This is a genomic window from Butyrivibrio sp. XPD2002 (assembly GCF_000423945.1).
Taxonomy (GTDB): Bacteria; Bacillota; Clostridia; order Lachnospirales; family Lachnospiraceae; genus Butyrivibrio.
Map to the genome: position 1 here is coordinate 158,466 of NZ_KE384114.1, position 25,358 is coordinate 183,823.

Consider the following 25,358-nt stretch of genomic DNA (forward strand, 5'->3'; position numbering starts at 1 on the left):
TGAGTTTTAGGTCGTTATCGGTGTAGATGACGACCTTTTTTATATTGCGTGATAGGCTTATTTTGAGGATACATTTATCGAAGAAGCAGGAGGGAGTAATGAATAGAAAACTGATTAATTGGATTGGACTTACAGGTCTTGCTGCTCTTATATCTTATGCAGCTGCCGCATATTTTTGCAGAGGTGCATTTCCGGGATATAATTGGATGGAATCTGCTGTAAGTGATCTTTCGGCAGAGACAGCTCCTTCCAGGCAGCTTTGGGACAAACTCTCTGCTGTATACTCAGCAGGAAGCGTGGTATGTGCAACATGTGTGGCTATATATGTTTCTGAAAAAAAGATTTCAAGCAGAATGTTTAGGGTGGGGATTTATTTGTTTACTGTTATGAACTGGATCTCGAAGATTGGATATTCGATGTTTGCTCTTGATGATGCAGGTAAGCAGATATCTTCATTTCAGGAAGTTATGCATATGATTGTTACTGCATTTGTGGTATTTTTATCAATAGCATCACTTGTTCTGCTGATCATAGCTGGCGTTAGAAATAAAGAAGTAAGAGGCATCGGGATCTGGGCTGCGATATTCTTTGCTATGATGTTGATGGGACCTATAGGCATGCAGGTATTTCCACCTCAGTATTTTGGCATAGCAGAAAGATTCAGCATATATTCCGCAATAGGATTTAACGCTGTTCTTGGAGTGTATCTTTTCAATGGATTTGGAAATGAAGGAAAGGAAATAATGATCTCAAGAATGAGTGTGTAATGATAGGCGACACCAAATTTGATATAAAAGGAGCTTCAGAGGCAGGTGTAGACAGCATAGCCGTCACTTATGGATATGGCAAAGTGGAGGAGATGAAAGAGGCAGGTGCTACATATATAGCAGACTCTGCGCAGGCAGTTGCTGGTTTCTTAGGTGTCAGCATCTGACAGAAGGAAACCAGGTTTATGCCTGCTTTATGCTGCCTGATCGCTGGTGAACTTATCCCTGCATTCCTGCTGACTGTCTTATCATATCCTCCACAACGATATCGTAGATCTCGCCTACTGTGTTGCAGTATTCGAGAATCTTCCAGGGCTCATTTGTGTGGAAATGTATCTTGATAAGCTCCTCGTCACCTGCGGCAATGAGTGAGTTACCTTCAAAGTTTGTGGTTATGTAGTCGGCAATCTCATCCTCGTCGAGGTCTTTGTCTCTCCTGTCAATAAGGAGCTGTGTATCATATCGATATGCAAACTGATCGTCTTCTGCATCAATGCTCTGAACTGGTTCCATTAAAAAATCCTCCTATATCAAATTAAATTTCGTACTTCACAAATATACCACAATAAAAATGGATTAGAAAATAATAAATTGAGTTACTTTAATGTGATAAAATAGTGATAGATAGATTGGTATTATGACAATGTAAGAAGAACAAAACAAAATACATCTATCAGGAGGAAATGGTTATGCGTTTGATTGGTAATATTCTTTGGTTTATCTTTGGTGGATTTTTCAGCGGAATGTCATGGGTTTTAAGCGGAGTGATCTGGTGCATCACAGTAATCGGAATCCCGTATGGACTTCAGTGCTTCAAGTTTGCAACGCTTTCATTCTTCCCATTCGGAAAGGATGTCGTGTACGGAGGCGGTGCTGCTTCTACGATAGCCAACATTATCTGGCTCATCTTCTTCGGAGTATGGATGGCTCTTGGTCATGTGATAGTAGGTGCTCTCTGGTGCATCACAATCATAGGAATTCCCTTTGGCAAGCAGTTTTTCAAGCTGGCAAAATTATCCCTCACACCCTTTGGTGCGCAGATTGTTAGTAAGTAAGCGTTGAGGACCGGATATGTTTTTTAATAAAAATAAGAAAGCCGTAAAAACATACGACTCGGTGAATAAGAAACCGATTATCAGAGCAAGTATCTGCAACGGAGAGCAGGTTGCCGGTTTTAAGGACATTAACACAGGTGTCTTCGAAGAGGTGATGCTCATAAGGAACACGGAGGACCTTGTAAACTTTAAGGAGACGTACGGAATCACCGGTGAAATAGAAAAAACCTATTGATCGCATACACAAACACAATATATAGCCTTCACATTTGATCTTAATCACATGTGGAGGCTAAATTTTATGCCTTTTTAATAATTTTTTCAGAGAAAGTATCGTATGATTAGCATTAGAGGGTGTTTTCAGACGATATAGGTTTCTATGGGATCTGATAGTGTTTAAAAGAAAAGACGAAAAGGAGGGGCTGATAGATGATCGACTTGAAAATGAAACTAATGTCAGTGGTGGCAGTAATTACAGTATCTGCAATGATTATTTCATGCGGTGTTGGTAGCGCTCGCACAGTGGAAGTACCGGAAGCTGCCGTAGCTAAGGCTGCCGGTTTGGCGAAGACTGAAGAAAAGGCATCTTCAGGCGAGGAATATGCATCAGTTTACCTCGATAAGATTACTGAATATGACAAGGAAGGAAAAGCTGACAGCTATGCGCTTATCGATGTAAATGATGACGATATCCCTGAGCTTGCGGTAGCCAGTTCAGCGGGCGAGCTGGATGAAGAAGGAAATGCGCATCTCTTTACTGTAAGTGATGGCAAGCTGGTTGAGCTTATGAGCTTATCCTCCGGCTATGATGGAAATCACATTTTTGTTTCAGAGGGTAAGAACGTTATTCTCAGAACAGGTGGTATGTCCGGTAGTGAGACCTATGATGTATATGCTCTTAAGGATGGCGAGCTTGAACAGACCAAGGGGCTGATCGCGCTTTATGACTTTGAAAATGATTCATACATTTATTATGTAGGAGAAAAGATCATAAGCGAGCAGCAGTATACTGAAGAATTTACAGAGTCTATCAGCGAGTACAATTCATATACAGGAATCGACTACGACGGATTAAACAAGACTGATATTACATTGGAAGATGGCTTTACCAATATTGAAACTATATCAACCAAAGCATATATGACCTTTGATGAAATGAAAGGATTACTTGGCAGCAAGTAATTATTCTGGTTTTTTACCGACAGAGGAATTGTATCTATGAAAAAAAGAATATTATCAGTTCTACTAACTTTCTCATTAGTGCTTATGGCAGGTTCTACTGGTACAGTCAATGCGAAGCAGCCTGCGGAAGACAACGTGATTACAGGTGGAAAACCGTGGATAGATTCTGATTTCAAAGAGAATATCTCTGCTGATTTGAAAACAGATCCAAAAGATGATCTTCATTTATATGCTAACAAGGACTGGATTCTGAAAAGTGATATCCCGGATGGGTATACTAACTGGAGCCATTACCTTGAGAGAGAGCTGGATGTCAAACAGCAGTGCATAGGACTTCTCAAGGATGAGAGCCTTAAAAGCCATGATGCTGAATTGATTCAGACCTATAACAGTCTTGTGCTTGATTGGGATGCCAGAAATGAGATAGGCGTATCAGAGCTGCAGGATATGTATGATCAGATATCTGCAATTAAAAGTATTGATGATATCACAAAGTTTATGACAGATAAGAAGACTGCTGATGTAGCGTATGATTTTCTGTCATATTCAGTAAGTGTTGGTTATAATGATCCCGAAAAGTATCTGGTGAGTGTTAGCAGTACACCACTTCTTTTATCAGATTCTGCTGAATATACTAAGCGAACGGAATTAGGCGATCTGTATTACGGATATAAGAAAGATCTGTTTGTTTGTATGGCGGAGAAAATGGGTATGTCTTCCAAGGATGCAGAGGAGTGCTTTGATACTGCAATAGGACTTGAGACAGAACTTGCAAAGAAAATCCTTACCACTGAGGAAAAGCTTAAAGATGACTATGTTGAGAAAACAAACAACGAGATGTCGTTTAAGGAGATGGTTTCGCTTACAAAGGAATTTCCTTTGGAGGATATTTTTACCGGCATGAATATCAAATATGATGGTATTTATATTGTTGAGCAACCTGATTATTTAAAGTGGTTGGATAAGATTTATACGGATGAGAATGTAGAAGCAATGAAGGATCTGATACTAGTTCAGTATCTTTTGAAATATCCAACACGAATCGATAAGGAAACCTTCGATAAGCGTAATGAGATATACAATAAATATGTTGGCACAAGTGGTACGGTTTCAGATGAGGAGATGGCATACAGAGAGGTAGTATCACTTTTGCAAATTCCCATGCAGAAAGTTTATGTCGAGAAATATGGCTCTGCTGAGGATAAGAAAAAGATGGAAGACCTTTGTAAGGAGGTTATAGATACTTACAGAGAGCTGCTATCTGAAAATGACTGGGCCTCAGATGAGACCAAAGAATACGCAATTGAAAAGCTGGATAAAATAACAATCTATGCTGCATATCCTGAGAAATTCAGGGACACCTCAAATCTTGATATTGAAGGTTGCTCCCTTATAGAGGCGGGCAGGCGAATTGAAAAGTGGAATAACGATTACATGAAGAGCCTTATAGGTACAAACAAGGATCATGAGATGTGGTTTGAGGGATGTAACATTCTGGAATGCAACGCTTATTATGATAGTCAGTCAAATTCAATTAGTATGTTTCTGGGTATGATGGGTGAGCCATTTTTCTCTAAGGATATGAGTACAGAGGAACTCTATGCCAGCATAGCTGCATTCTGGTGTGGTCATGAGATTTCACATGCTTTTGATAACTACGGAGCACAATTTGACGCTTATGGTCAATACAGAGATTGGTGGACAACGGAAGATAAAAAGGAGTTCCAAAGACGTGTATCCAAGATGTCCGGCTATCTGGATAATATCGTAGCTTTTGGAGATTATCATTTAAATGGAACAAACGTGGTTAGTGAGATGGCTGCTGATATGACAGGTCTTCAATGTGCACTTCGTATGGCTAAGAAGGTAGACGGATTTGATTATGATAAATTCTTCACCAAGTATGCACAAATGAATGTAAACATGGCTGTATATGGAGGTGAGGTCGCCCAAATACTTCAGGGAGAGCATCCGCTTTATTATTCCAGGACTAATGTACCGGTGCAGCAGTTTGAAGAGTTTTACGAGACCTATGATGTTAAGGAGGGGGACGCTATGTACCTCGCTCCGGAGGATAGGCTTGTGATTTGGTAAATTGTGTAGTGGTTGTGATGGTTGTGACAGCGCCCCGATTGTGGGGGCGCTGTTTTTGCTTTTTTGGGGGAGGAGTTTTTTGGACGGTTAGGTTTCTGCAGGGAGGGTTTGTGGGGAGTGGAGTTTTTGGGATTGCCAGGTCTCTGTAGGGAGGGGGTGTGGGGAGTGGGAGCGCGGGGGTGTTACGTCTGTTTGGGAGTGGGAGAGATTTTGGTTGCATGGATTGAGGCGTTGTTGATGGACGTTAAGTCAATGGGACTTTGATCTAATATATTGGTGGCAGTGTGGATTGTGCTTTCTGAGATGTGTTGCGTCTATAGGGTACTGTATTTGATTATCGGTTGCTCTGCGGGATGTATTTTCAGGAGGGAGTTGCGTCAAGTCGCGAACAAGTTATCTCATAGACTGCAAGCGCGGAATGTTGTTCGCGCATGAGTTCAACCTAAATTGAGACAGTCGCGCTTCCTGGGCTAATGAGGTATCACTTGGCGGTTGTTCCAGGGTAACCGGTAGAAGGATTTGTTCGCGGATAGACGCAACGGCTTCATGGCGGCACTTCCCGCGAGGTAACCGATAGAAGGATTTGTTCGCGAATAGACGCAACGGCTTTATGGCAGCACTTCCCGCGAGGTAACCGATAGAGAGAATGGTTCGTTAGTAGGCGTAACATCTTTTGGATAGATAATTACTTGATATGCAGGATGTTTATTGCACACTGACTAGCTTGTATATAGAAACTGTACTTTGTACAATTATTCTTGTTATATCGTTTTTGATTAGTAACCTGAAATAGCTAGTATGAAAGAAGTTGTGTTCAAGGGGAGTATCGTAAATATGAATGTTATTGTAAAGCCAATGGAAACAGACGAGGATAAAAAGGGGAAAGCTTACTATCACTTGCCTGGATTATTTGAGTTTTATGAATTATATAAAGTGTTTTTGCCGCTTTTCAGGGAGCATAGGGAATATTTCTATGATTGGTGTGAGATAGGCTCAATCTATGGAGCACCAGGAGACTGTATTTGGGACGGTGGCCGTGTGGGTTTCGGGGATGAAGACCTTGCGGATGTGGCTTCGCTTATGGCAGAATATGGTATTTCTGCCAGGCTGACCTTCAGCAATTCACTGCTTAGAGAAGAGCATCTTGCGGATAAGCGGTGTAATGATTTGTGCAGAATGTTTGAGAAAAGCGGTAATGCAGAGAATGGCATAATTGTTCATTCGGATTTACTGCTTGATTATCTTAGGAGAACCTATCCCGGTTTTTATTTTGAGTCTTCCACAACAAAGGTGTTGACAGACTTTGAGGAGCTTAAGGCAGAGCTCGACCGTGAAGAATTCCGTTTTGCAGTTCCTGATTTCAGACTTAATAAAGAGTTGGATAAGCTTAAAGGTCTATCCGATACGCAGAAGCAGAAGGTTGAGTTTCTGTGTAATGAATGTTGCTGGTTCGGCTGCTACGACAGGAAGAAGTGCTACGAGAATGTCAGTCGCAAGAGCCTTGGTGAGAAGTGCGAAGATCACATCTGTGTTTCTCCTGATGCAGGGAGAGGCTATAGATTCTCTGATGCTATGAAGAATCCGGGATTTATAGGCATAGATGACATTCAAAATACCTATATGCCTGCGGGCTTTTCTCACTTTAAGATTGAGGGAAGAAGCCTTGGCAGCGCGATAATCCTTGAGTTCCTGCTGTATTACATGACTAAGCCTGAGTATTGGCTGAATGTCAGAGAAGAGATTTATCTGAATAGTATGTTGGATCTGTTCTGAATTAAATATAGTCTCATGTATGTTGAAGGCTGACTTGCTAGATTATCTAGTGGCGGCCTTTTGTATTGGATTTTAGCTTTAGGGAGTTCAATCAGTAGGCTAGAATAATCTAAATTGGATGAACAGTAAAGTTGCTGTCAAAAGATGGTTCAACCAGTTGGAAGAAATTCACTCAAATAGGTTGATATGCGGGAAGTGCGTACAGGAGTGAGTTGCGTCTAACCGCGAACAAATTAGAATATAGACGCAACGGCTCCCCAAAACATGGTATCAAGGTGCAACCGGAATGTCAGAAATGAAGCCTACCGGCGTAACAGCCCCGAAACAGGAAGAAAAAAGTTAGACCAGAAAGAAAGCAAGTTCGCGAGCAGACGTAACGCCATCCGCCCCCGCGCACACCGCGAGGTAAAGGTTCACGAAAATTCAGCCAGAAAAAATATTGTTCATGAATCGGCGTAACTCATCCCAAATATGCTATATTAAAAAGAAAAAACAGAGAGGTTTGGAATACATGTTAGGAGGATTATTTGGCCCCAAGGAAGTGGAGCAGGTCGTACATTTCGATTTGTTTCAGTCCGAGGACGGAAAAGCAAACAAGTACTTTACCATCGCCTTTGATGCTAAGGTATTAGACAGAGATCTCAAGTGTGAGATTACCTGCTGGGAGGATCTTGATGGAGACAACCGTGCGGATTGTAAGCCCATCATGGATGCCCTGGACAGAGGGTTCCCTGATAGAACAATGCCGGTGTACTTTTACGTTAAGAACAACGATATAGTCGATTTTAATTTTGACATGAGTCTTCTGGTTGAACAGACAGGAGATGAAAGAGTAGAGAATATGGACTACGACTATAATTTCAAGGGTACTCAGTTTTGAGTACCTTTTTGTTATTGTTGCCGCAAATCTCTTGGTATAAAATGTATGAGTGTGCTTGCACAAAACAGATGTAGAGGAGTTACTTTTTCGATGATATATGATAATGTACTTGAGGCAGTTGGACATACGCCCATGATAAGGCTTAACCGCATGGTTGATGCAGACAGTGCGCAGATACTGGTTAAGTTTGAAGGAACTAATATCGGCGGATCAATTAAGACAAGAACTGCCCTCAATATGATAAATGAAGCGGAGAAGGCCGGTCTTATAAAGGAAGATACAATTATCGTCGAGCCCACCAGCGGTAATCAGGGCATTGGCCTTGCGCTTGTAGGTGCGGTAAGAGGATATAAGACCAGAATAATCATGCCTGATTCTGTCAGCGAGGAGCGCAGGAAGCTCATAGAGCATTACGGCGCAGAGGTTGTGCTGATACATGATGATGGCGACATCGGAGCCTGCATCGATGAATGCCTGCAGACAGCGCTCAGAATGAGGGATGAGAATCCTAATGTCTTCGTACCGCAGCAGTTTGAGAATCCTGCTAACACTATGGCTCATAAAAATGGCACGGTGAAGGAGATTCTCGAGCAGGTGGACGGACCGATACATGGCTTCTGCTCAGGAATTGGAACAGGCGGAACCCTCACAGGGATAGGTGAAGTCCTGAAGGAAGAATATCCTTTTATCAAGATATGGGCAGCAGAGCCTGAGAATGCAGCAATTCTTGCTGGAGGTAATGTTGGAACACATCTTCAGATGGGCATCGGAGACGGCATTATTCCTGAGATTTTGAACCAGACCATCTATGACGATATTTGTGTGGTGTCCGATAAAGAGGCCATTGAGACCTCCAAGAATCTTGCAAAGCTTGAAGGCCTTATGTGCGGAATCTCCAGCGGAACCAATGTGGCAGCAGCTATTAAGCTTGCTAAGAAGCTTGGCCCCGGGAAAACTGTGGTGACCATACTTCCCGACACTGCGGAGAGATATTTTTCCACACCATTATTTTCGTAGGAATTAGCAGGACATGAATTACAATGAGTTTTATGAAAGGTACTTATCGCATCTTAGCGATCAGCAGCTTGATGCGGTAAGGACCACCGAAGGACCGGTGCTTCTTCTGGCAGTTCCCGGAAGCGGCAAGACCACGGTCCTGGTGAACAGGCTTGGATATATGCTTTATTGTAAAGGGATAGATCCTCAGCATGTGCTCACGCTGACCTACACCGTAGCCGCCACGAAGGATATGGCTGACAGGTTTAAATCAGTGTTCGGCGAGGATGTATCCTTTTTGCTGGAATTCAGGACCATAAACGGAATATGTGCCAAGATCATCCAGCATTACGGCAGGCTGATCGGGAAGAAGGCATACGACCTTGTGACCGATGAAAAGCTGATCGGCAAGATCCTCACCGACATTTTTATCAAGGTTAAAAAGGAATATCCCACGGAGAGCGACATAAAGGGAGTGAGAACCCTCATAACCTATTGCAAGAATATGCTGCTCACAAATGATGAGATAAAAAAGCTCGACAACGACATGGATATAGACATCCTTCCTGTATATGAGGCCTACAATGCGGAGCTCAAAAGGCGCGGGCTCATGGACTACGATGACCAGATGGTCTACGCCTACAGGATGCTCAAGGGCTCGCCGGAGCTCCTTAAGTTTTATCAGGATAAGTACAGATACATTTGCGTGGACGAGGCGCAGGATACTTCCAAGGTCCAGCACATGATAATAGGTCTTTTATCAGGAAAAGATGGCAACCTTTTCATGGTCGGTGATGAGGATCAGAGTATCTATGGCTTCAGGGCGGCATATCCTGAGGCGCTCCTTAATTTTGAAAAGGATCATCCCGGTGCGAAGGTCCTTATAATGGATCAGAACTTCAGATCAAATGCAGCGATAGTGTCTGCTGCTGATGTTTTTGTAAGACATAACGATATGCGCCATGACAAGCACATGCAGGCGGCCCGGGGAAGAGATTCGGAGATTAACTACATCCAGCTAAACAGCAGGAGAAATCAGTACAATTATCTTGCTAAGGTTGCGGATGATGTGAAAAATCAGACGGCGGTGCTCTACAGGGATAACGAGAGCATCATTCCTCTTGTGGATATCCTTGAGAGGCAGGGCATTCCTTATCGCGTAAGGAATGCAGACATGGGATTTTTTACGCACAGAGTCGTGATGGATGTGGAGAGCATCCTGAAATTCTGCATGGATCCTTATGATGAAGAGAACTTCATGAAGATATATTTTAAGTGCCAGACATATCTTAAGAAGACACAGGCGGAGAGACTGTGCAGACTTGCTGCAAGTTCGGACCTTCCGATTCTTGATGCGGTGGAGGAGACCGATATGCTGGGAGCCCATGTGAAGGCAAAGTGCAGGTCCCTCAGGACACACCTTTACAACATGAGGCATGAGACGCCTCTTAAGGCACTTAACAGGATTGAGCGCTTCATGGGATACGGCGAATATCTGGAGAATAATCATATCGATACGAATAAGCTTTTCATTCTGAAAATGATTGCCGCTAATGAGGAGACCATAGGCGGCCTTATGAGAAGGCTTGATGATCTGCAGATTATTTTCAGGGATAAGGAGCCGGACTACAGGGCAAAGCTCATTCTTTCAACGATTCACTCCAGTAAGGGACTGGAGTATGACGAGGTTTATCTGATGGATGCCTGCGATGGAGTTTTCCCAAACAAGGTTATCGGGAATAAGAAGTTCGCGGACAGGCAGGAGCTTCGGGAATTTGAGGAAGAGCGCAGGATATTCTATGTAGGAATGACGAGGGCAAGGAATAAACTTAACATCCTTACCTACAATGATGAGGATTCGACTTTTGTTAAGGAGATATCTTCAGTTCCCGCGAAGGACAGGAAAAAAGAGCATAAGTCCGACAAGAATCGCCCCAAGGCCTCTGTTAAGAAGATGATAAGACCGAAATTTACGCGCTAAAAGAGGTTTTAATCAGAGCTAAATTGCGGTATAATCATAATTTGTGAGGGGACACAATTGAATGTACGTTGGGGGCAAACATACAGTGATGTATGGACGCAAAGTTGTAAATCTTTTGGGGAATGATTTATTAAAGATGGTTTGACTGCAAACAGTGACGGAGAGATTCGTTACTATTTGCAGTTTTTTATTCTATAATATTGTCTTAAATTCTGGAAGTTTCTTTGCTATCCGGTCTGTTCTGATCGCTGTATTCCCGAAAAAAGGAGAGGAGAGCTATACACATGGAAGAGAGAAAAAAGTATGCGAAAGAAATTCAGAAGATGTTCGACAAGAGGCTGACACCTTTACTTCTGATACTTGGAGGTATTCTTTTGGTAGGACTTGCCGGATGCCTGATACCCAATATCGTGGTTAAGATCATAGGCTTTATTGTACTTGCCGTCATCTACTTTGTTGTTATGGGAGCGGCTGACCGCCTCGAGTATGGTAAGAAGATCATGTACTGCCGTGCACTTGTAGGCAAGGAAATATCTGATGATCCGGTAAGCGAAGGACTTGAGAGAGTAAGAACCTTCGGCAGAAGAAACCTTAAGAGATACAGAAGAGAGTGTGGCCGAGTTTTCTATACAGTAGGCAGAGGCGCATTGACAGTTGGTGACATGATGGATCAGGTTCCTTACCTTAACAAGCTGTCACACGTATATAAGAAGCTCGTTAAAAGACTCATCGAGAATTCTTCAAAGATCCTTATCACCTATCAGCTTGGCTGCTATGATGAGGCAGACCAGGAGCAGTTCTATGATCTTGTAACTTACTTTGTACAGGATGGTAAGAACTTCCTTCTTAAGACAGTTAAGTCTGAGTTCAAGGATTTCATCAAGAGTGAGGTCAGCTGGATCATTATGCTTCCTGCGCTTCTTGCATTTGCATTTACAAAGAACTATCTTTTCGCCATCATCGCACTGGTAATCATGATAGTTAGCATAGTGCTTTCATACAACGAGGATGACTTCGAGATCCTTTGCGATTACATCGAGTATGTTGATACACATGAGCTCAACGTTGATCTTAAGAACAAGCTTGTAGTTGGAATGAAGACAGGTAACACAATCCTTGACTTCACTAAGATATACAATAATCCCACAGACTACAACATGCGCAGAGCAGTTAACGGTGCCGAGGACCTCATGGGTAATATCGAGAACAGACTCTGATTTTTTGAGGAAAATTTGGGAAATTAAAACAGTCTATTTTGCGTCATCATATATTTAATAAACCGTTGATGAGCTTTATAGTTTAGTTATGAAAAGCAGATAAAAACTCTATATATGCATGCATAGAGATTTTTATAAAAAACAAGAGAGGAATGAAAAAAGTGAAGAGAAAAGTTTTTACAAGAATCGCTGCAGCAGTTCTTTCAACTGCTATAGCACTCGGGGGAGTTTTTGTGGCACCGCAGACAGCACAGACTGTACATGCTAAGAGTGCTGAGATCAAACAGGTTAATCCCAGCCAGACATCAATTACAGTTAACTGGACAAAGTATTCTGAGGTTTCAGACACAAAAATCAATAAGATGCACATTGGTATCGCTACAACTTTGGAAGGCGCAAGAGCCATGACAAAGGCTAAGAAAATTTCAATCGATCCTAATTCAACATCTTACACATTTAATAACCTTACACCCGGAAGCCGTTATTATGTAAATATTACTGTTGATTACAGAAAGTATGGTCTTGATTGGGATGATTACGGATATTTATGTGATCCCTTCTACACAACACCTGCTAAATCATCAGCACCTTTCCAGACACATAACTGGAGAAATCTTGGAAGCTTCAGCTTTGACTGGGCAGAGATGCCTGATGTTTCAGGATATGAGTACGAGGTATATGAAGGCAATACCCTTGTAAAGAATGATGACACAGGTACCGGCGTATTCCGCGGAGGCAGCTTTGGAGATGCTAAGGATAAGAAGAAGTACTATGTTCAGGTAAGAGCCTTCACAGAGATTAACGATGTAAAGTATTACGGAGACTGGTCTGACCAGACTCAGCTTCTTGTAAACTCTGAGATCAAAAGAACCAAGAAGGGCTACGATGTTAAGATCAAGAAGGGCAAGCTCAATGTAAGCTGGATGAAGACAAAGGGCGCAGATGGATACATCGTATATGTTTCTACACAGGAGAAAGTCGGATATAAAGCATACAAGATTAAGGGCGGCAAAAAGAAGTCTGCTGTTGTAAAGAAGTTTAACGGTAGCAAGTTCAAGAAGAACATGGGCTATTATGTAGCTGTAATGCCTTACAAAAAGATGGGTGACAGAATCGTTTACGGTACCATCGGTGGTAAGGTTTATGTAAAAGGAAAGATCACAAGATATTGCCAGACTGACGAGCTTGGAAACTAAATAATAACGTGCATTATTCAGCCACACCGCGAGGTGTGGCTGTTTTTATTTTAGCTATGAAGAATGTTATAATTGTTATAAAATAAAAGGTAACACAATCGTTTTTTTATGAGGGCCACAAATATGAAACAGATACTTGTGGAATTAAAGGATAGGCCTGAACTGTTTGTTCAGATAGAAGGAATACTTTCTGCCTGGAAATCCGGAAATTACAAGCAGATGCTTCTCCACATATACAGCGGACTCGAAGGCGAGAAGTTCACGGAATACGTTGCGAAAACACTCAGCATAATATTTCCGGAGGCGGATATTGTAGGTACAATGTCAGCAGGAGAGATCATGGAAGGACACCTCATGAACAGAGGTATCCTTATTGGTGCGCTTTTCTTTGAGAGCACCAATGTTGAGGTGTTCCGCTATGACAATGTGAAGGGCAATGAAAGGGCTGTAGGCAGGCAGATCTGTCAGCAGCTTGACAGCATCCCGGGTATCAAGGCAGCTGAGTTTTTGCTTCCCGGAACTGAGTTTGAGACAAAACCACTATTCGACGAGATCGATGAATGTGATAAGGATATACATATTTTCGGTGGATATTCAGGCGGACATATGCTGAATTCCCCGGTTCATTACGTGTTCGATGCCAAAGGTATCACCTATGATTCCATACTGGTCACAACCTTTGCGGGTGATGATTTTCATGTGGATGTGGACAAGGTCATAGGATGGGAGCCTCTGGGTGTTCCCTTCAGGGTCACCAAGGCTGACGGTCACAAGCTGGTAGAGCTTAATGGAAGACATGCTTCCGAGATATATGAAAAGTTCCTGCAGATCGACAGAAAGGTCCACGACAATGCGATGGAGGGCTATACCTTCCCGCTCCTTGCCGAGTACAAGGGAGAGCAGTGGCTAAGAAGTGCCATTCATATAGAAGAGGATGGCTCACTTAATATGCACGGTACCATTATGGAGGGCATGGATATTCAGCTGTCCTACGGCAATCCTGCGACGATTGTCAGCCAGGTAAACGATAGACTTAAGAGAGTCCGTGCGTTTAAGCCACAGGCGGTTCTTCTGTATTCATGTATTGTCCGTAAGGCTTTCTGGGAGCGCTATGTAGATATGGAGCTTGAGCCATTTGCGCAGCTTTGCTCCACCTCCGGGTTTTACACCTGGGGCGAGCTGATCAGGAACTGTGAAACCGGAGAGATTGTTGAGCATAATGTAACACAGCTTTCCATCGCAATGAGAGAGGGAGAGCCTTCCTCGGCAGAGCTTCCTGATGTACTTGTTGATGACTCCGTTTTGCGCGGACCTGCGGCTCAGATGCGAAGACTGACAAGTCTTGTTTACACCACCATGGAGGATCTGCAGAAGGCTCAGAGTGACCTTCGCGTTCTGAATGAGAAGCTAAGACTCATGGCAGAGACTGATGCCCTGACAGGGCTTATTAACAGAGGAAAAACGGAAGAGGCGATAAATAACCTTCTTCAGGAGTCTGCTACGAAGAATACATCGGTCAGTCTCCTGATGATAGATATCGACCACTTCAAGAGCGTAAATGACAATTACAGCCATGAAATCGGCGATGTGGTACTTAAGGAGACGGCAGCTATTTTGAAGGAAGCCGCTCATGAGCACCGGGACGGAAGAGCCGGACGTTGGGGAGGCGAGGAGTTCTTTGTAATTCTTCCTCTCGTGGAGAATGAAGAGGCCATGGAGATAGCCGAGTCCCTAAGAAAAAGGGTTGAGGATCATGTCTTCCCTGAGGTGGGACATCTCACCATAAGTATGGGGGTTATCACTATTAAGGGTGATGTGCAGGGTAAGGACATTTTCCTGTGCGTTGATAAAGCACTTTATGAAGCCAAGGAAAGCGGCAGAAACCGCATAGTAAGAGCTGAGATTTGAGAGTGTGAGTTTTAGTTTTTGGATATGAGATTTTGGTAAAATGAAAAGAAGTCTGCTCCTTTGAATGTGGAGCAGGCTTCTGTTTAGTTTCATGAAAAATCGATTTGTGTTTTCGGATTATAAGATTCTCTCGTAATGATCGCCCTTTTCAACAAAGCCAGTCTTTGCAAGATAAGCCTTGTGATTTTCATCTGAACCCTTGTAGACTAGCTTGTCGATACCCTCGTGAACCAGGTTGGCCATAAGAAATGCACCGATTGAGAAATCGCGGTACTGAGGCACTGAGTAGTCGAGCTTGATATCCAGGGTGTGTTCCTTTAAGTTACCAAGCATGATTCCCACAGGCTTACCCTCGTGGCAAACCACGAAGCCGGCGTTGACCTTGCTGAAGTCCATTGAGATACCGGGGAAGCATTTGGCGATGTCATCCTTGTTGCGGTCGATGGTGTACCTGGTCAGACCGTCGTCACCCGAAACCCTTACAAGATCGTAGTTCTTCTCGGTGTTAAGCATCTTGCCCAGATAGTAGACATTGATGGCAACCAGAGCTACGTTCATAATAACCGTGGGATATGCGTTGATAAGAATACCGTAGATAACGCAGAACAAGCTGCCGATAGTATTTACAATTCTCAGCTTGTACACTGACACCATCATAAATGACAGAAGTACAAGAGCAGAACCGATGTAACCGATGATTTCAAAGATAGTAGCTGTACTCACTTGGAATCCCCTCCTTTGTCTGTTAACAGCATAAGAAAATGTATATCTTTATATTAAATCATAAAAGGATTTTTAGCAATTCATCTGCGATAAGGTCTGACACAATCAGCTTGTACTCATGCCTTGATGGAGCGGAAGGAAGTGTGAAGCTGAAGGTGCGGCTTATATCTGAAAAGATTATGCCAAGGTGTACCTCGCCCGGAACACTGTCGGCATTTTCAGGGTCGGTGTTTCCAAGGGTGCCGGTCACTCCAAGGCCGATGTCAGCGCCGTAGGAATCCATGCAGGCTTTTGCCATTGATAGGGCGGTTTCCCTGGAATAGACACCGTTTTTCTCGATGATATCTGCAGGAACTCCCTGCTTTATCTTGGCCTCGTTGGAGTAGGTTATGTATGCGCCCTTCATGATCGCAGAGGAGCCTTCCGTATCCGTAAGAAAATTTGCAACCATTCCGGCGGTGCAGCTTTCCATTGTACTTATGGTAAGTTTCTCTTTTATAAGATGTTTCGTAATTCGCTCGTATTTTTGTATTACATCAGTTTCGTTGATCATTGATTTTTCCTGCCCGAACATAAGTATTTTTCAAAAACATCATAACAATAGTGTTTGCATAAAACAATTTAGTGTGATAAAGTGGTAGAGAATGAAACTGTTTTTCTTATCAAAAGTGAAAATTTAATTGTATTGAATTTAATGTGGATATTAATTTTTTAACAGGAGGCTATTATGAAAAGAAAATTTATCGCAGGATTGCTTACAACAGTTATGACAATTTCAATGACAGCTTGCGGACAGGCAGCAGGTGCAGACACTGCTACAAATGCAAGCTCTGAGGAAGTGGCAGCAGATACAGCTGAGAGCACTACAGAGGAGACAGCAGACGCAGCTGAGAGCACTACAGAGGAGACAGCAGACGCAGCTGAGAGCACTACAGAGGAGACAGCAGACGCAGCTGAGAGCAGCGATGAGTCAGATGTTGACTACATCAAGGGCAAGGGCAAGCTCATCGTTGGTATCACAGATTTTGCTCCCATGGATTTCAAGGATGACAACGGCGACTGGATCGGCTTTGATGCTGATCTTGCCAAGAAGGTTGCAGAGTCTCTCGGCGTTGAGTGTGAGTTCGTTGAGATCGACTGGGATAACAAGATCCTTGAGCTTCAGAACAAGTCAATCGACGTTGTTTGGAACGGTATGACTCTTACAAGCGAGGTTACAAGCTCCATGGAGTGCACCAATCCTTACCTTAACAACGCACAGGTTGTAGTTGTTTCCAAGGACCTTGCAGGCGACGTTGCAACTGTTGAGGATGCTGCAAAGCTCAGCTACGCAGTTGAGGCAGGTTCTGCAGGTGAGCAGGCTGCTACCGATAACAGCTTTGATTTCATCTCTGTAACATCTCAGGCAGATGCAGTTATGGAGGTTCAGGCCGGAACATCAGGTGCATGCATCATCGACCTTCTTATGGCAGGAGCTATGATCGGTGAGGGCACAAGCTATCCTGATCTTACACACACAGTTGAGCTCACAACTGAGGAGTATGGCATCGGATGCCGTAAGGGCTCTGACCTTGCAGCTTATATCAACGATCAGCTCAAGAGCATGTACGATGACGGAAGCATGGTTGAGACAGCTAAGGTATACGGCGTTCAGGACGCTATCATTGCACAGTAAGGATTTATTAAGGATAAAATATGTTTGCAACAGTAACGTTATCCCTTCTTGAAGGGTTTCTTGGAACATTAAAACTATTTGCGCTGACGCTGATTTTTTCATTACCGCTTGGGCTTCTCATAAGCTTCGGATCAATGAACAAGGCGCCGGTAATAAAGCTTCCCATCAGATTTATCATATGGGTGGTTCGCGGAACACCGCTGATGCTTCAGTTACTAATCATATATTATGGCCCCGGAATTTTTCTGGGGCTTAATGTATGGGGAACAGGTGGAAACGGAAGATTCATCGCAGCGCTGGTGGCATTTGTGTTTAACTACGCCTGCTATTTTTCAGAGATCTTCAGAGGTGGTATTCAGTCCATCCCCGTTGGCCAGTATGAGGCAGGTCAGGTGCTTGGTATGACCAAGAGCCAGATTTTTAAAAAGGTCATTCTGCTTCAGGTAATAAAGCGCATAGTGCCGCCCATTTCTAATGAGGTCATCACCCTTGTAAAGGATACTTCCCTTGCGAGGGTTATCGCCGTTTATGAGATTATCTGGAACGGTCAGGCCTTCATCAAGAGCAGCGGTATCATCTGGCCTCTTTTCTACACAGGCGCATTTTACCTTGTGTTCAGTGGTCTTCTGACCTTGTTGTTCGGATTTATTGAAAAGAAGCTCAGCTATTTTAGATGATGAGCGGAACACTTAGTGATTATTGCTAAGCAGAGCATAGTTTTTATTTGAAAAAGGAATTAGTATGCCGATACTTGAAGTTAACAATATAAAAAAGAGTTTTGATAATCACCAGATTCTTAAGGGAATCAGCTTTAGCATGGAAGAGGGCCAGGCCATTTCCATCATCGGTTCCTCGGGAAGTGGTAAGACCACGTTCCTGCGCTGCCTCAATTTCCTTGAGAGACCTGATGAGGGCACCATAACAGTTAAGGGCGAGCAGCTTTTTGACGCGGCTAATCCTGAGATGAATGCTAAGAAGCTCCGTGAAAACAGACTGCATTTTGGTATGGTTTTCCAGCAGTTCAATCTGTTTCCCCAGTACACAGCTCTTGATAATGTAACCCTTGCACCTAAGCTTCTCGCAGAGGGCAAGAGTGATGCTGATATAGAGAAAAGGGGAAAAGAGCTCCTTGATCAGATGGGACTGTCCGATAGAATGGACAATTACCCGCACCAGCTTTCAGGTGGTCAGCAGCAGAGAGTAGCCATAGCAAGAGCCCTTGCTTTAAAGCCGGATATTCTGTGCTTCGACGAGCCTACTTCGGCTCTTGATCCTGAGCTTACAGGTGAAGTTTTGAGAGTAATAAGGAATCTTGCTGATAAGCATACGACAATGATAATAGTCACACATGAGATGGCATTTGCCAGAGATGTGGCAGATGAAGTCATTTTCATGGATGATGGAATAATTCTTGAGAAGGGACCTGCGCAGCAGGTTATCAATAACCCCAGAGAAGAACGTACAAAGCAGTTTTTATCAAGCCTTAATAATTCTTAAGGCTCGATCGGAACAGCTTCGAGATTTATTGTAGCGGTAAAGGTACTTCCGAGGCCTTCTTCACTTTCCGCTGTGATATCACCCTTCATAAGGCAAGCTAAACGCTTTGCAACAGACAGTCCCAGCCCGGTACCTGTACCGTACTTGCTGGGATTCCTTTTTTCCTGGGAAAAGGTTCTGAAAAGACTGGGCATGAAAGCTGTGCTGATTCCGCAGCCTTCATCCTTAACTGTGAAGGTGATATGGTAGTGGGTACCCTGTTTTCTTGAGGCTACGGTGATCTCAACAGTATCTCCGCGCTCACTGAATTTAACAGCATTGTTGGTCAGATTTATGACCATCTGCTGGGTTCTTCCGAGGTCGCAGATTACCTGAGGGTTAGCTCTGTAATTTCTGTTTACGACTATCTTTACATCCTTTTCCTTGGCGAAGGCACAGGTTATCTGCTCAACGCCGTCAACAATGTCATCAAGGGAAGTTTTCTTTGGATCAAGATTTAAGTTTCCACCATCGATTTTATCAATATCAAGAATGTCACTCATGAGCCTTGAAAGGTAGTGACTTGAGGTGTAGATCTTGCGCATGTCGCTTCTTAATACATTTACGTCCTCCTGGGTCATGCCGAGGTATGAGAGGGCAGAGATAGCGTTCATGGGTGTTTTTATCTCATTACTCATGCGTGAGAGGAATTCAGACATACGTCTGTTGGCGCGCTTCTCGTTTTCAAGAAGCTGGTCGTTTAATTTATTAAGGCGTTCGATCTTGGCGATGCGTTCCTGTTCCTCTGTGACATCCATAAAGGAACCAACGAAGCCGATGATGACGCCCTCATCGTAAATGGGAGTTTTGGTGGCGATGATTTCGCGAACTTCACCGCTGATAATACACTGGCCATGAACATTGTGAGTGCTCTCGCCCTTGAGGACTCTGAGCTCGTCCTCCATAAAGGGCTTCGGATTCGGATGCCACTGCATATCCTCATCTGTCTTGCCGATTACTTCATCCGCTGTATCAAAACCGAAGAAATCCAGGAATGCCTGATTAACACCAACGAATCTGCGCTCTGTGTCTTTCCAGAAAATGCAGTCCTGAGTGGTGTTGATGATCTTATCAAACAGCTGATCAGCGTGCTCGCTCAATGATATGGTCTTTAATTTCTCGTTCTTATCACCCATGATTACCTCTAAATAAATCTTAAATATTCAGACCCAAAGCCTGCATAAGCATAACCGAAACGGGAAAATGACATGCAAATGCAAGGGTCTGAATAGAACCATTATATCACGAAATAACGTAAATGCTAGAGTGGAAGGAATAAGTTTTCAGTTTTAACTAATTGTTTTATAAGTGCAATTTTTTCAGGTGTGAGTTTAAAGAGCTCAAAACATATTTCGTCGATCTCGTTATAGAGCTCTTTAACCTTCACGGAAGTGTCCAGTTCATCTGTGCTTGTTTTATAAACGTTTCTTGAAAGTGTTAATATTTGGTCGATTTTTGATTCTATATTTTTTTGCGTTTCTTTATCCGCATAGGGGATAGGAAGCTTTTCAATGTGAGACCTTAGAACCTTTACGGAACGAAATCTCTTCCTGAAAAAGTATTCCGAAACACTTGAATTCAGTATTGCCAAAATGTACTTGGTACTTAGGTTTTCAATGTTCGGAATAACGATATTACAACTATTTAATGACAGTGTTTTTTTGTCGTCATAGGCAAATACAAGGTGTCCTCCGATGAATCTGTAGAGGAGCTTTTCCGGTGCTCTGTACATGGATATGGGTGCAACCTGCTGCCACTTTTCTGGGGCGAAGGCTATATAGCACTTGGGCTCTTTAAATGAATATCTGAAGATATCCGTGCCCTTCAGGATGATCTCGTTCTTAGGGCTTTTCCGTGATTTTAGCATGTCTTTGTTGGCGCCTGTTACGATACCAAGAGCGAACTCTGCGTTACCCTCAAGAAAGCGGACATCAGGGAGACTTGCCAGTGATTCCAGAAGAGCATATTCTTCATCGGGAACCAGGAAATCAAATCCGGTGTCCGATATTTTTCTCTCCGAAGTTATCTGATAGGAGGCGTCGCCGTCGTATATCACAGGGTGCTTACTCAGGAAGGACTCCTCTTCATCCTTCTTTTCAGTCTGAAGGATGATGGAGGGGCACTGAACATGGTCAAACACATCCCCCAGGTACTCAAGGTGTGTGAGCTTCGTCTTTTCAAGAAGAAGTCTCCTTGATAGGGTGTGGGACTTAACAAGCAGAACCGACTCCGGAAGCACCAGTGACAATGCGCCGCCGTTTTTCAGAAGGCGGATGCCCTGCTCTATGAAAAGGTCGTAGGAGTCCAGGGACCTCTCTGCAGCGGTTGCGTACTCATCCTTGAGGAACGCTCTCTCCTCCGGGCTAAAGGTTGAGCCCCAGGGCGGATTACCAAGGATGATATCAAATTGCTTTGCTTCGGGATCCTGGTGAAGGAAGTCTGCGATTGATATGTGCTCCTGCCAGAATGCCATGTCGGGAAGCCTGTATTTCAGGGCCAGGTTGAGGCGGGAGAGCTTAACGCTGATTTCGTCCGTATCGTACCCATAGATATTCTCTGCGGGAATTCCGGGCGGAAGACACAGAAGGAAATTGCCTGAGCCACAGCCGGGATCAAGGATCACCTTATCCTGACCGTCAGTTAAAATGGAGGCCTCGAATAGATGCCCTAAAAGTCTCTGAACGATCTTTCCCGGGGTGTAATAAGCGCCTGTGCTTTTCCTTGTCTGCAGGTGCTTAAGTGAGATGTAGATAAGCCCCAGGGTGTCTTCTCCTGCAACGTAGGTAAGGGGCGCGGAGGAGAGGTCCAGTTTATCGAGAATGGGAGCAAGGTCAGCGGTTAGATTTGCATCATCGTTGCTGGAATTATATTCCGGTGAATCTGATGTGGTACTTTTCCGGCTGATATCGTCTAACAGCTCTTTGTATTTATAGTAATCCTCAGTGGAAATGCGGCTTGAAATAAGCCCCTTCGCACACTCTGATAAAATCGCGCAGAGGAATCGGTCATCTGACAGAAGATCAGTATTTATGCTGTTTTCATTTGTGGTATCACCTTCAGAATCTGCCGCAGCACTCTCGGAATGAAGTGCAGCTATGTCCATGACAAGCTTCTGGACGATGGGAAGGTTCGGCGATGAGTCTGCGATATAAGAGCTGTATAGGAGATTTCCCGATACATAGCTCTTATTTCGTCTGCTTCTTAGAGATTTAAGCTTTCCGCTTTCGAGGTCAGCCTTAAGTGAGCGCACGTATTCATCTGAAAAGGTAAAGGTGCGGCCCTTCTTCCCTTCAGGTTTGATTTTTCCAAGTTTAACCCAGTTTCTGCCGGTGGCGGGTGTTATAGACAATTCCGTACATAGCTCAGTGAGTGTAAACATATGCGTTCCTCTTTTTCAAATTACGCTTTGCTCATGCCGGGGATTAGAAGTTTGAATCATAATTCCCGGATGAGACTTAGAAAAGATCAGTGCGCTCTTTTACGAAGCACTATAAGTAGTATAAATCCAAATGCTGTAAGTATAAAGCCTGCAAGGAGACCAGGTGTGTGATATACCAGTCTTATGTCGTGGTGACCTGCTGTAAGCTCAAGTGCGCTGAACATGGTATCGGCAGGAATGAGCTCGGTTTTCTTGCCGTCTACGTATGCCTTCCAGCCCTTGGTATAGGGGATGGAGAGGAAGAGAACTTCTGAATCCGTGGTGTCGATACTTCCTGTGATCTCGTTTGTCGCAAAGGAAATCGGATTCTTGTGGAGATCTACGTCAGTTAAAGTGTGCTCTTTTAATGCTGCGAGCTGCGGGTGCATGGTTGAAAGAGTTCTGGTGTATACTGCGAGCTCGTCGAAGGAATAGGTCCCCTTGTCGCTGAAGGTGAGCCTGATCTGAGTCTTGGCAGTGTCGGAATAGCCAAGGTCAACGATGAAGTCATGCCATCCGGAGTAGTACCAGGATCTCTCAGATTTGTAGTCGATGTTCTTCTGTATTGAGGTGCCGTCAGGGAGCTGAGTGGACACGTTTATAGCAAGAATATCGTTATTGCTCTTTACGTTCAGGTTTTTGAAAAATACCAGTGTCTCAGCGTTGGGAGTTCCCTCAAAGGTGAGTATTGCAGCAGCGCCGGCTTCCTTAACCTTAAAGCCGTCTTCTACTTCCTTGATTTTGCCCTCGAAGGAGACGTCGTAGGGCTTGTTCTCTGAGGTGTAGGTGGGCTCTGCTTCAGGATAGGCAGCAGCCTTTTCATCAGGAAGAACAACGCCGTAGAGGAGAGCTTCCTCGCGCTCAATTGGCGTAAGGGCATTAAAATCGCTCTCTGAAATTGCCTGGCTGTATGTGAAGCCAAGAGGCATTGCTTCGGGATTTTCATAGATTCCGAAGTTGAACTTTTCATAAGAAGGTGCATAACCGTAGGGCACAAATGCCTGCTGGTCAGGTGTGTTGTAGCGAAGTGAGTAGTACCTTACGCCTGCGATGGAATTGAGGATAGCGCGGTCATCCAGGGCAAAGTACGCAAAGTTCTGCTGGTCGTTGTTGGCCATGAGCTTGAAGTATTCGGATACTCTTTTATCAGCAAGACTCCAGAAAAACTGGGTGGAGGATATGCCGTCAAGCATCGCAGCGTTCCACACCAGGTCTCTTCCTGAATAGCGGTAGAAGGAGCCTGAAACGTCAAGTCCGTCTGCAGCAGCGTTTTCCTCAACAACCTGAACCTCGGTGCTCTGGAGCTGTGCGTACATCTCCTCGGGAGTGCAGGTATCCATATAATCCTTGACCATGTTGCCCTCCTCGGGAGAGTAGGCGATGCGGCCATTTTTGATGATGCAGGATAATGTGATAACGAGGATAACTGCGCTGAGTACACCTGCTAAAAGTCTGTTTCCTTCAGATTTTTTCTTATCAATAAGACCTGTGATCTTTTCTGAAATGAAATCTGCAAATTCTGCTGTCACAAAGCCTGCAAAGAGTGCACAGGCAAAGGCCCATCTGTTAACTGCGTAGGAAAATGCTGCAAATACGTAGCCGCAGAAGGGCAAGCACAGAAATGCGGTGATAAGAAGGGCAAAAACAAGCTCCTGATAGAGGCAGCGTGTTTTCATGTATTCAGAGGTCTCATCCCAGGCAAAGAATACGCTGGAGGGACCTTCTGTGTCCTTAAGGAGTTCCTTTTTCTTTTTGCTTATTTCGATGGTGGTAGTGATGAGCTTATAGATGCTTCGTACAACAACCAGAAAAAGTGCTGCCACAAATACAGGCGTAAAGCCGAGCTGTGTATCATTTTCTCCGTGATATACGAAGGTGTAGACGTTTTTAATAAGCTCCCTGTAGTAATTTGCGGGATAGAGGAAGGGAATCTCTATTCCTGAGCCGGATCTGGGGTTATTTGGGAATGCCAGGAGCACCGTGAGCAGGATGAACATGCTCATGAGAGTTCCTGTGATTCCGTATAAAAAGAAGGTGCCGACAGTTCCCATAGCCTCTGAAAAAGGGCTTCTATTTTTCTTGGTGGTATCAGCAGAACCGGATGCCTTATGGGCACCAAAGTATGTGAAGATGAGTCTTACCAGCACATAGATGATTGTAAGGAGCACGATTATGTAGAAGAAATAGAAGTTGTTTGTTCCTGCAAGAAAAATAGCAACTGCGAAGAAGGTTGGCTTCTTTTCCTTCAAGATCCTCTCGGCTCCAAGGAGCACCAGCGGAAGATAGATCAGCGGATTTGCAAAGAACGGGTGCCACAGTCCCAGATACATGAAATATGAACCGAAGCTGTAGGTGAACATTCCGGTCATAAGGGCTGTGGGTGTCATGTCTTTTCTGAGATATTTTGCATAAAAAGAAAATGTTATACCGGCAAGATATGCACGAAGTAACATTACAACCTGGAAATAGATATGGATGTATTCAGTTTTTACAAATGCGGAAAACAGGTTGAGAATGTCGCCCAGTGCGTAGTACTGCAGCGTGGGATACATGTCGCTTCCGTAGCCTATTCCAAAGGCAAAGGTCTGGAAGGATAAGCTGTGATCATGGATGATGTGATAGAAAACGCCGCGTAACCATTTTGAGTAATAGGCGGCAGCCTTAAGATGCTGCCGCCAGGTATCGCCTTCACATATAAGAGTTTTGCCGTTTTTAAGGAAGTAGCCGTAAACCAGATAAGATACAACGGCAAAGAGAGCTGTGTAAAAAATATAGAAGAGTGCAGTGCTCTGCACGGATTTTTTTGAATTGTTATTCATGTGGATGTTTCCTTTTTTATGTAATTTAAAATCCCCTCGGGTATAGTACTCAAGGGGATTATATCATATATGAGAACCAAGCAGAAATAAATAAAGAGGTATCCAATCGTGCTTGCACGTATTGGTACCTCTTTGTTT

Annotated in this window: 22 protein-coding genes and 1 riboswitch; of the genes, 16 read left to right on the forward strand and 6 right to left on the reverse strand. The window is 43.8% G+C overall.

The window, feature by feature from the left end; all coding sequences use genetic code 11:
- Positions 1-98: 98 nt before the first annotated feature.
- Together G587_RS25210 and G587_RS25215 are read left to right on the forward strand one after the other, a co-directional pair.
- Positions 99-767, forward strand: coding sequence for a DUF998 domain-containing protein (locus G587_RS25210; protein WP_081679498.1), 669 nt, complete (start codon positions 99-101; stop codon positions 765-767).
- Positions 767-934, forward strand: coding sequence for an HAD hydrolase-like protein (locus tag G587_RS25215; protein WP_081673616.1), 168 nt, complete (start codon positions 767-769; stop codon positions 932-934). Before G587_RS25210 ends, G587_RS25215 begins: the two co-directional genes overlap by 1 nt.
- Before the next feature lie 52 nt (positions 935-986).
- On the opposite strand, the gene G587_RS0117025 is transcribed toward G587_RS25215, so the two are convergent.
- Positions 987-1,280 carry a hypothetical protein gene (locus tag G587_RS0117025; protein WP_026493214.1) on the reverse strand — a complete coding sequence of 98 codons (294 nt, stop codon included), beginning with the start codon at positions 1,278-1,280 and terminating at the stop codon, positions 987-989.
- 176 nt (positions 1,281-1,456) lie between these two features.
- Between G587_RS0117025 and G587_RS0117030 the strand changes: the two genes are divergently transcribed.
- The 11 genes from G587_RS0117030 to G587_RS0117085 all read left to right on the forward strand — a co-directional run bounded on the left by G587_RS0117030 (position 1,457) and on the right by G587_RS0117085 (position 15,049).
- Positions 1,457-1,822, forward strand: a complete 366-nt coding sequence (locus tag G587_RS0117030) for a YccF domain-containing protein (protein WP_026493215.1) — start codon at positions 1,457-1,459, stop codon at positions 1,820-1,822.
- 16 nt (positions 1,823-1,838) lie between these two features.
- Positions 1,839-2,057, forward strand: a complete 219-nt coding sequence (locus G587_RS0117035) for a hypothetical protein (RefSeq protein ID WP_026493216.1) — start codon at positions 1,839-1,841, stop codon at positions 2,055-2,057.
- A gap of 194 nt (positions 2,058-2,251) precedes the next feature.
- Complete coding sequence (locus G587_RS0117040) at positions 2,252-3,004, forward strand: hypothetical protein (RefSeq protein ID WP_155829603.1); 753 nt, start codon at positions 2,252-2,254, stop codon at positions 3,002-3,004.
- Between the two features lie 36 nt (positions 3,005-3,040).
- Positions 3,041-5,098 carry a M13-type metalloendopeptidase gene (locus G587_RS0117045; RefSeq protein WP_026493218.1) on the forward strand — a complete coding sequence of 686 codons (2,058 nt, stop codon included), beginning with the start codon at positions 3,041-3,043 and terminating at the stop codon, positions 5,096-5,098.
- Between the two features lie 834 nt (positions 5,099-5,932).
- The gene (locus G587_RS0117055) at positions 5,933-6,871 is read left to right on the forward strand and encodes a hypothetical protein (RefSeq protein ID WP_242830105.1); all 939 of its coding nucleotides are present in this window, start codon (positions 5,933-5,935) and stop codon (positions 6,869-6,871) included.
- 511 nt (positions 6,872-7,382) lie between these two features.
- Entirely contained in the window at positions 7,383-7,751 is a 369-nt protein-coding gene (locus G587_RS0117060; protein WP_026493221.1) for a hypothetical protein, read from the forward strand.
- Between the two features lie 90 nt (positions 7,752-7,841).
- On the forward strand, positions 7,842-8,768 hold the full coding sequence (gene cysK, locus G587_RS0117065; protein WP_026493222.1) for a cysteine synthase A: 927 nt from the start codon (positions 7,842-7,844) through the stop codon (positions 8,766-8,768).
- A gap of 13 nt (positions 8,769-8,781) precedes the next feature.
- Entirely contained in the window at positions 8,782-10,728 is a 1,947-nt protein-coding gene (locus G587_RS23355; RefSeq protein ID WP_035787118.1) for an ATP-dependent helicase, read from the forward strand.
- Positions 10,729-10,791: 63 nt separating this feature from the next.
- Positions 10,792-10,881: riboswitch (cyclic di-GMP riboswitch) on the forward strand.
- Positions 10,882-11,012: 131 nt separating this feature from the next.
- The gene (locus G587_RS0117075) at positions 11,013-11,945 is read left to right on the forward strand and encodes a hypothetical protein (RefSeq protein WP_026493223.1); all 933 of its coding nucleotides are present in this window, start codon (positions 11,013-11,015) and stop codon (positions 11,943-11,945) included.
- A gap of 161 nt (positions 11,946-12,106) precedes the next feature.
- Positions 12,107-13,141 carry a fibronectin type III domain-containing protein gene (locus tag G587_RS0117080; RefSeq protein ID WP_196812607.1) on the forward strand — a complete coding sequence of 345 codons (1,035 nt, stop codon included), beginning with the start codon at positions 12,107-12,109 and terminating at the stop codon, positions 13,139-13,141.
- A 123-nt stretch (positions 13,142-13,264) separates the two neighbouring features.
- The gene (locus G587_RS0117085) at positions 13,265-15,049 is read left to right on the forward strand and encodes a sensor domain-containing diguanylate cyclase (protein WP_026493225.1); all 1,785 of its coding nucleotides are present in this window, start codon (positions 13,265-13,267) and stop codon (positions 15,047-15,049) included.
- Positions 15,050-15,166: 117 nt separating this feature from the next.
- On the opposite strand, the gene G587_RS0117090 is transcribed toward G587_RS0117085, so the two are convergent.
- Together G587_RS0117090 and G587_RS0117095 are read right to left on the reverse strand one after the other, a co-directional pair.
- Complete coding sequence (locus G587_RS0117090) at positions 15,167-15,772, reverse strand: hypothetical protein (RefSeq protein WP_026493226.1); 606 nt, start codon at positions 15,770-15,772, stop codon at positions 15,167-15,169.
- A 58-nt stretch (positions 15,773-15,830) separates the two neighbouring features.
- Positions 15,831-16,325, reverse strand: a complete 495-nt coding sequence (locus G587_RS0117095) for a CinA family protein (protein WP_026493227.1) — start codon at positions 16,323-16,325, stop codon at positions 15,831-15,833.
- A gap of 174 nt (positions 16,326-16,499) precedes the next feature.
- Between G587_RS0117095 and G587_RS0117100 the strand changes: the two genes are divergently transcribed.
- The 3 genes from G587_RS0117100 to G587_RS0117110 all read left to right on the forward strand — a co-directional run bounded on the left by G587_RS0117100 (position 16,500) and on the right by G587_RS0117110 (position 18,944).
- A complete protein-coding gene (locus G587_RS0117100; RefSeq protein ID WP_026493228.1) occupies positions 16,500-17,447 on the forward strand; it encodes a transporter substrate-binding domain-containing protein in 948 nt (315 codons plus the stop codon).
- A gap of 20 nt (positions 17,448-17,467) precedes the next feature.
- A complete protein-coding gene (locus G587_RS0117105; RefSeq protein WP_026493229.1) occupies positions 17,468-18,124 on the forward strand; it encodes an amino acid ABC transporter permease in 657 nt (218 codons plus the stop codon).
- Between the two features lie 64 nt (positions 18,125-18,188).
- The gene (locus G587_RS0117110) at positions 18,189-18,944 is read left to right on the forward strand and encodes an amino acid ABC transporter ATP-binding protein (protein ID WP_026493230.1); all 756 of its coding nucleotides are present in this window, start codon (positions 18,189-18,191) and stop codon (positions 18,942-18,944) included.
- Here G587_RS0117110 and G587_RS0117115 read toward each other — a convergent pair.
- From G587_RS0117115 to G587_RS0117125, 3 genes are all read right to left on the reverse strand, one after another.
- Positions 18,941-20,119 carry a PAS domain-containing sensor histidine kinase gene (locus G587_RS0117115; RefSeq protein ID WP_026493231.1) on the reverse strand — a complete coding sequence of 393 codons (1,179 nt, stop codon included), beginning with the start codon at positions 20,117-20,119 and terminating at the stop codon, positions 18,941-18,943. The two genes, G587_RS0117110 and G587_RS0117115, sit on opposite strands and share 4 nt — an antisense overlap.
- A 125-nt stretch (positions 20,120-20,244) precedes the next feature.
- Entirely contained in the window at positions 20,245-22,362 is a 2,118-nt protein-coding gene (locus tag G587_RS23360) for a TaqI-like C-terminal specificity domain-containing protein (RefSeq protein ID WP_051201119.1), read from the reverse strand.
- A gap of 86 nt (positions 22,363-22,448) precedes the next feature.
- A complete protein-coding gene (locus tag G587_RS0117125; protein WP_026493232.1) occupies positions 22,449-25,220 on the reverse strand; it encodes a YfhO family protein in 2,772 nt (923 codons plus the stop codon).
- Positions 25,221-25,358 lie beyond the last annotated feature (138 nt).

Bases quoted from the DNA above. Each gene is read 5' to 3' on its own strand.
- G587_RS25215 (WP_081673616.1), top strand. From the start codon at position 767: ATGATAGGCGACACCAAATTTGATATAAAAGGAGCTTCAGAGGCAGGT.
- G587_RS0117100 (WP_026493228.1), top strand. From the start codon at position 16,500: ATGAAAAGAAAATTTATCGCAGGATTGCTTACAACAGTTATGACAATT.
- G587_RS0117085 (WP_026493225.1), top strand. From the start codon at position 13,265: ATGAAACAGATACTTGTGGAATTAAAGGATAGGCCTGAACTGTTTGTT.
- G587_RS0117060 (WP_026493221.1), top strand. From the start codon at position 7,383: ATGTTAGGAGGATTATTTGGCCCCAAGGAAGTGGAGCAGGTCGTACAT.
- G587_RS0117125 (WP_026493232.1), bottom strand. From the start codon at position 25,220: ATGAATAACAATTCAAAAAAATCCGTGCAGAGCACTGCACTCTTCTAT.
- G587_RS0117095 (WP_026493227.1), bottom strand. From the start codon at position 16,325: ATGATCAACGAAACTGATGTAATACAAAAATACGAGCGAATTACGAAA.
- G587_RS0117110 (WP_026493230.1), top strand. From the start codon at position 18,189: ATGCCGATACTTGAAGTTAACAATATAAAAAAGAGTTTTGATAATCAC.
- G587_RS0117075 (WP_026493223.1), top strand. From the start codon at position 11,013: ATGGAAGAGAGAAAAAAGTATGCGAAAGAAATTCAGAAGATGTTCGAC.
- G587_RS0117030 (WP_026493215.1), top strand. From the start codon at position 1,457: ATGCGTTTGATTGGTAATATTCTTTGGTTTATCTTTGGTGGATTTTTC.
- G587_RS23360 (WP_051201119.1), bottom strand. From the start codon at position 22,362: ATGTTTACACTCACTGAGCTATGTACGGAATTGTCTATAACACCCGCC.
- G587_RS0117105 (WP_026493229.1), top strand. From the start codon at position 17,468: ATGTTTGCAACAGTAACGTTATCCCTTCTTGAAGGGTTTCTTGGAACA.
- G587_RS0117025 (WP_026493214.1), bottom strand. From the start codon at position 1,280: ATGGAACCAGTTCAGAGCATTGATGCAGAAGACGATCAGTTTGCATAT.
- cysK (WP_026493222.1), top strand. From the start codon at position 7,842: ATGATATATGATAATGTACTTGAGGCAGTTGGACATACGCCCATGATA.
- G587_RS0117055 (WP_242830105.1), top strand. From the start codon at position 5,933: ATGAATGTTATTGTAAAGCCAATGGAAACAGACGAGGATAAAAAGGGG.
- G587_RS25210 (WP_081679498.1), top strand. From the start codon at position 99: ATGAATAGAAAACTGATTAATTGGATTGGACTTACAGGTCTTGCTGCT.
- G587_RS23355 (WP_035787118.1), top strand. From the start codon at position 8,782: ATGAATTACAATGAGTTTTATGAAAGGTACTTATCGCATCTTAGCGAT.
- G587_RS0117115 (WP_026493231.1), bottom strand. From the start codon at position 20,119: ATGGGTGATAAGAACGAGAAATTAAAGACCATATCATTGAGCGAGCAC.
- G587_RS0117045 (WP_026493218.1), top strand. From the start codon at position 3,041: ATGAAAAAAAGAATATTATCAGTTCTACTAACTTTCTCATTAGTGCTT.
- G587_RS0117040 (WP_155829603.1), top strand. From the start codon at position 2,252: ATGATCGACTTGAAAATGAAACTAATGTCAGTGGTGGCAGTAATTACA.
- G587_RS0117035 (WP_026493216.1), top strand. From the start codon at position 1,839: ATGTTTTTTAATAAAAATAAGAAAGCCGTAAAAACATACGACTCGGTG.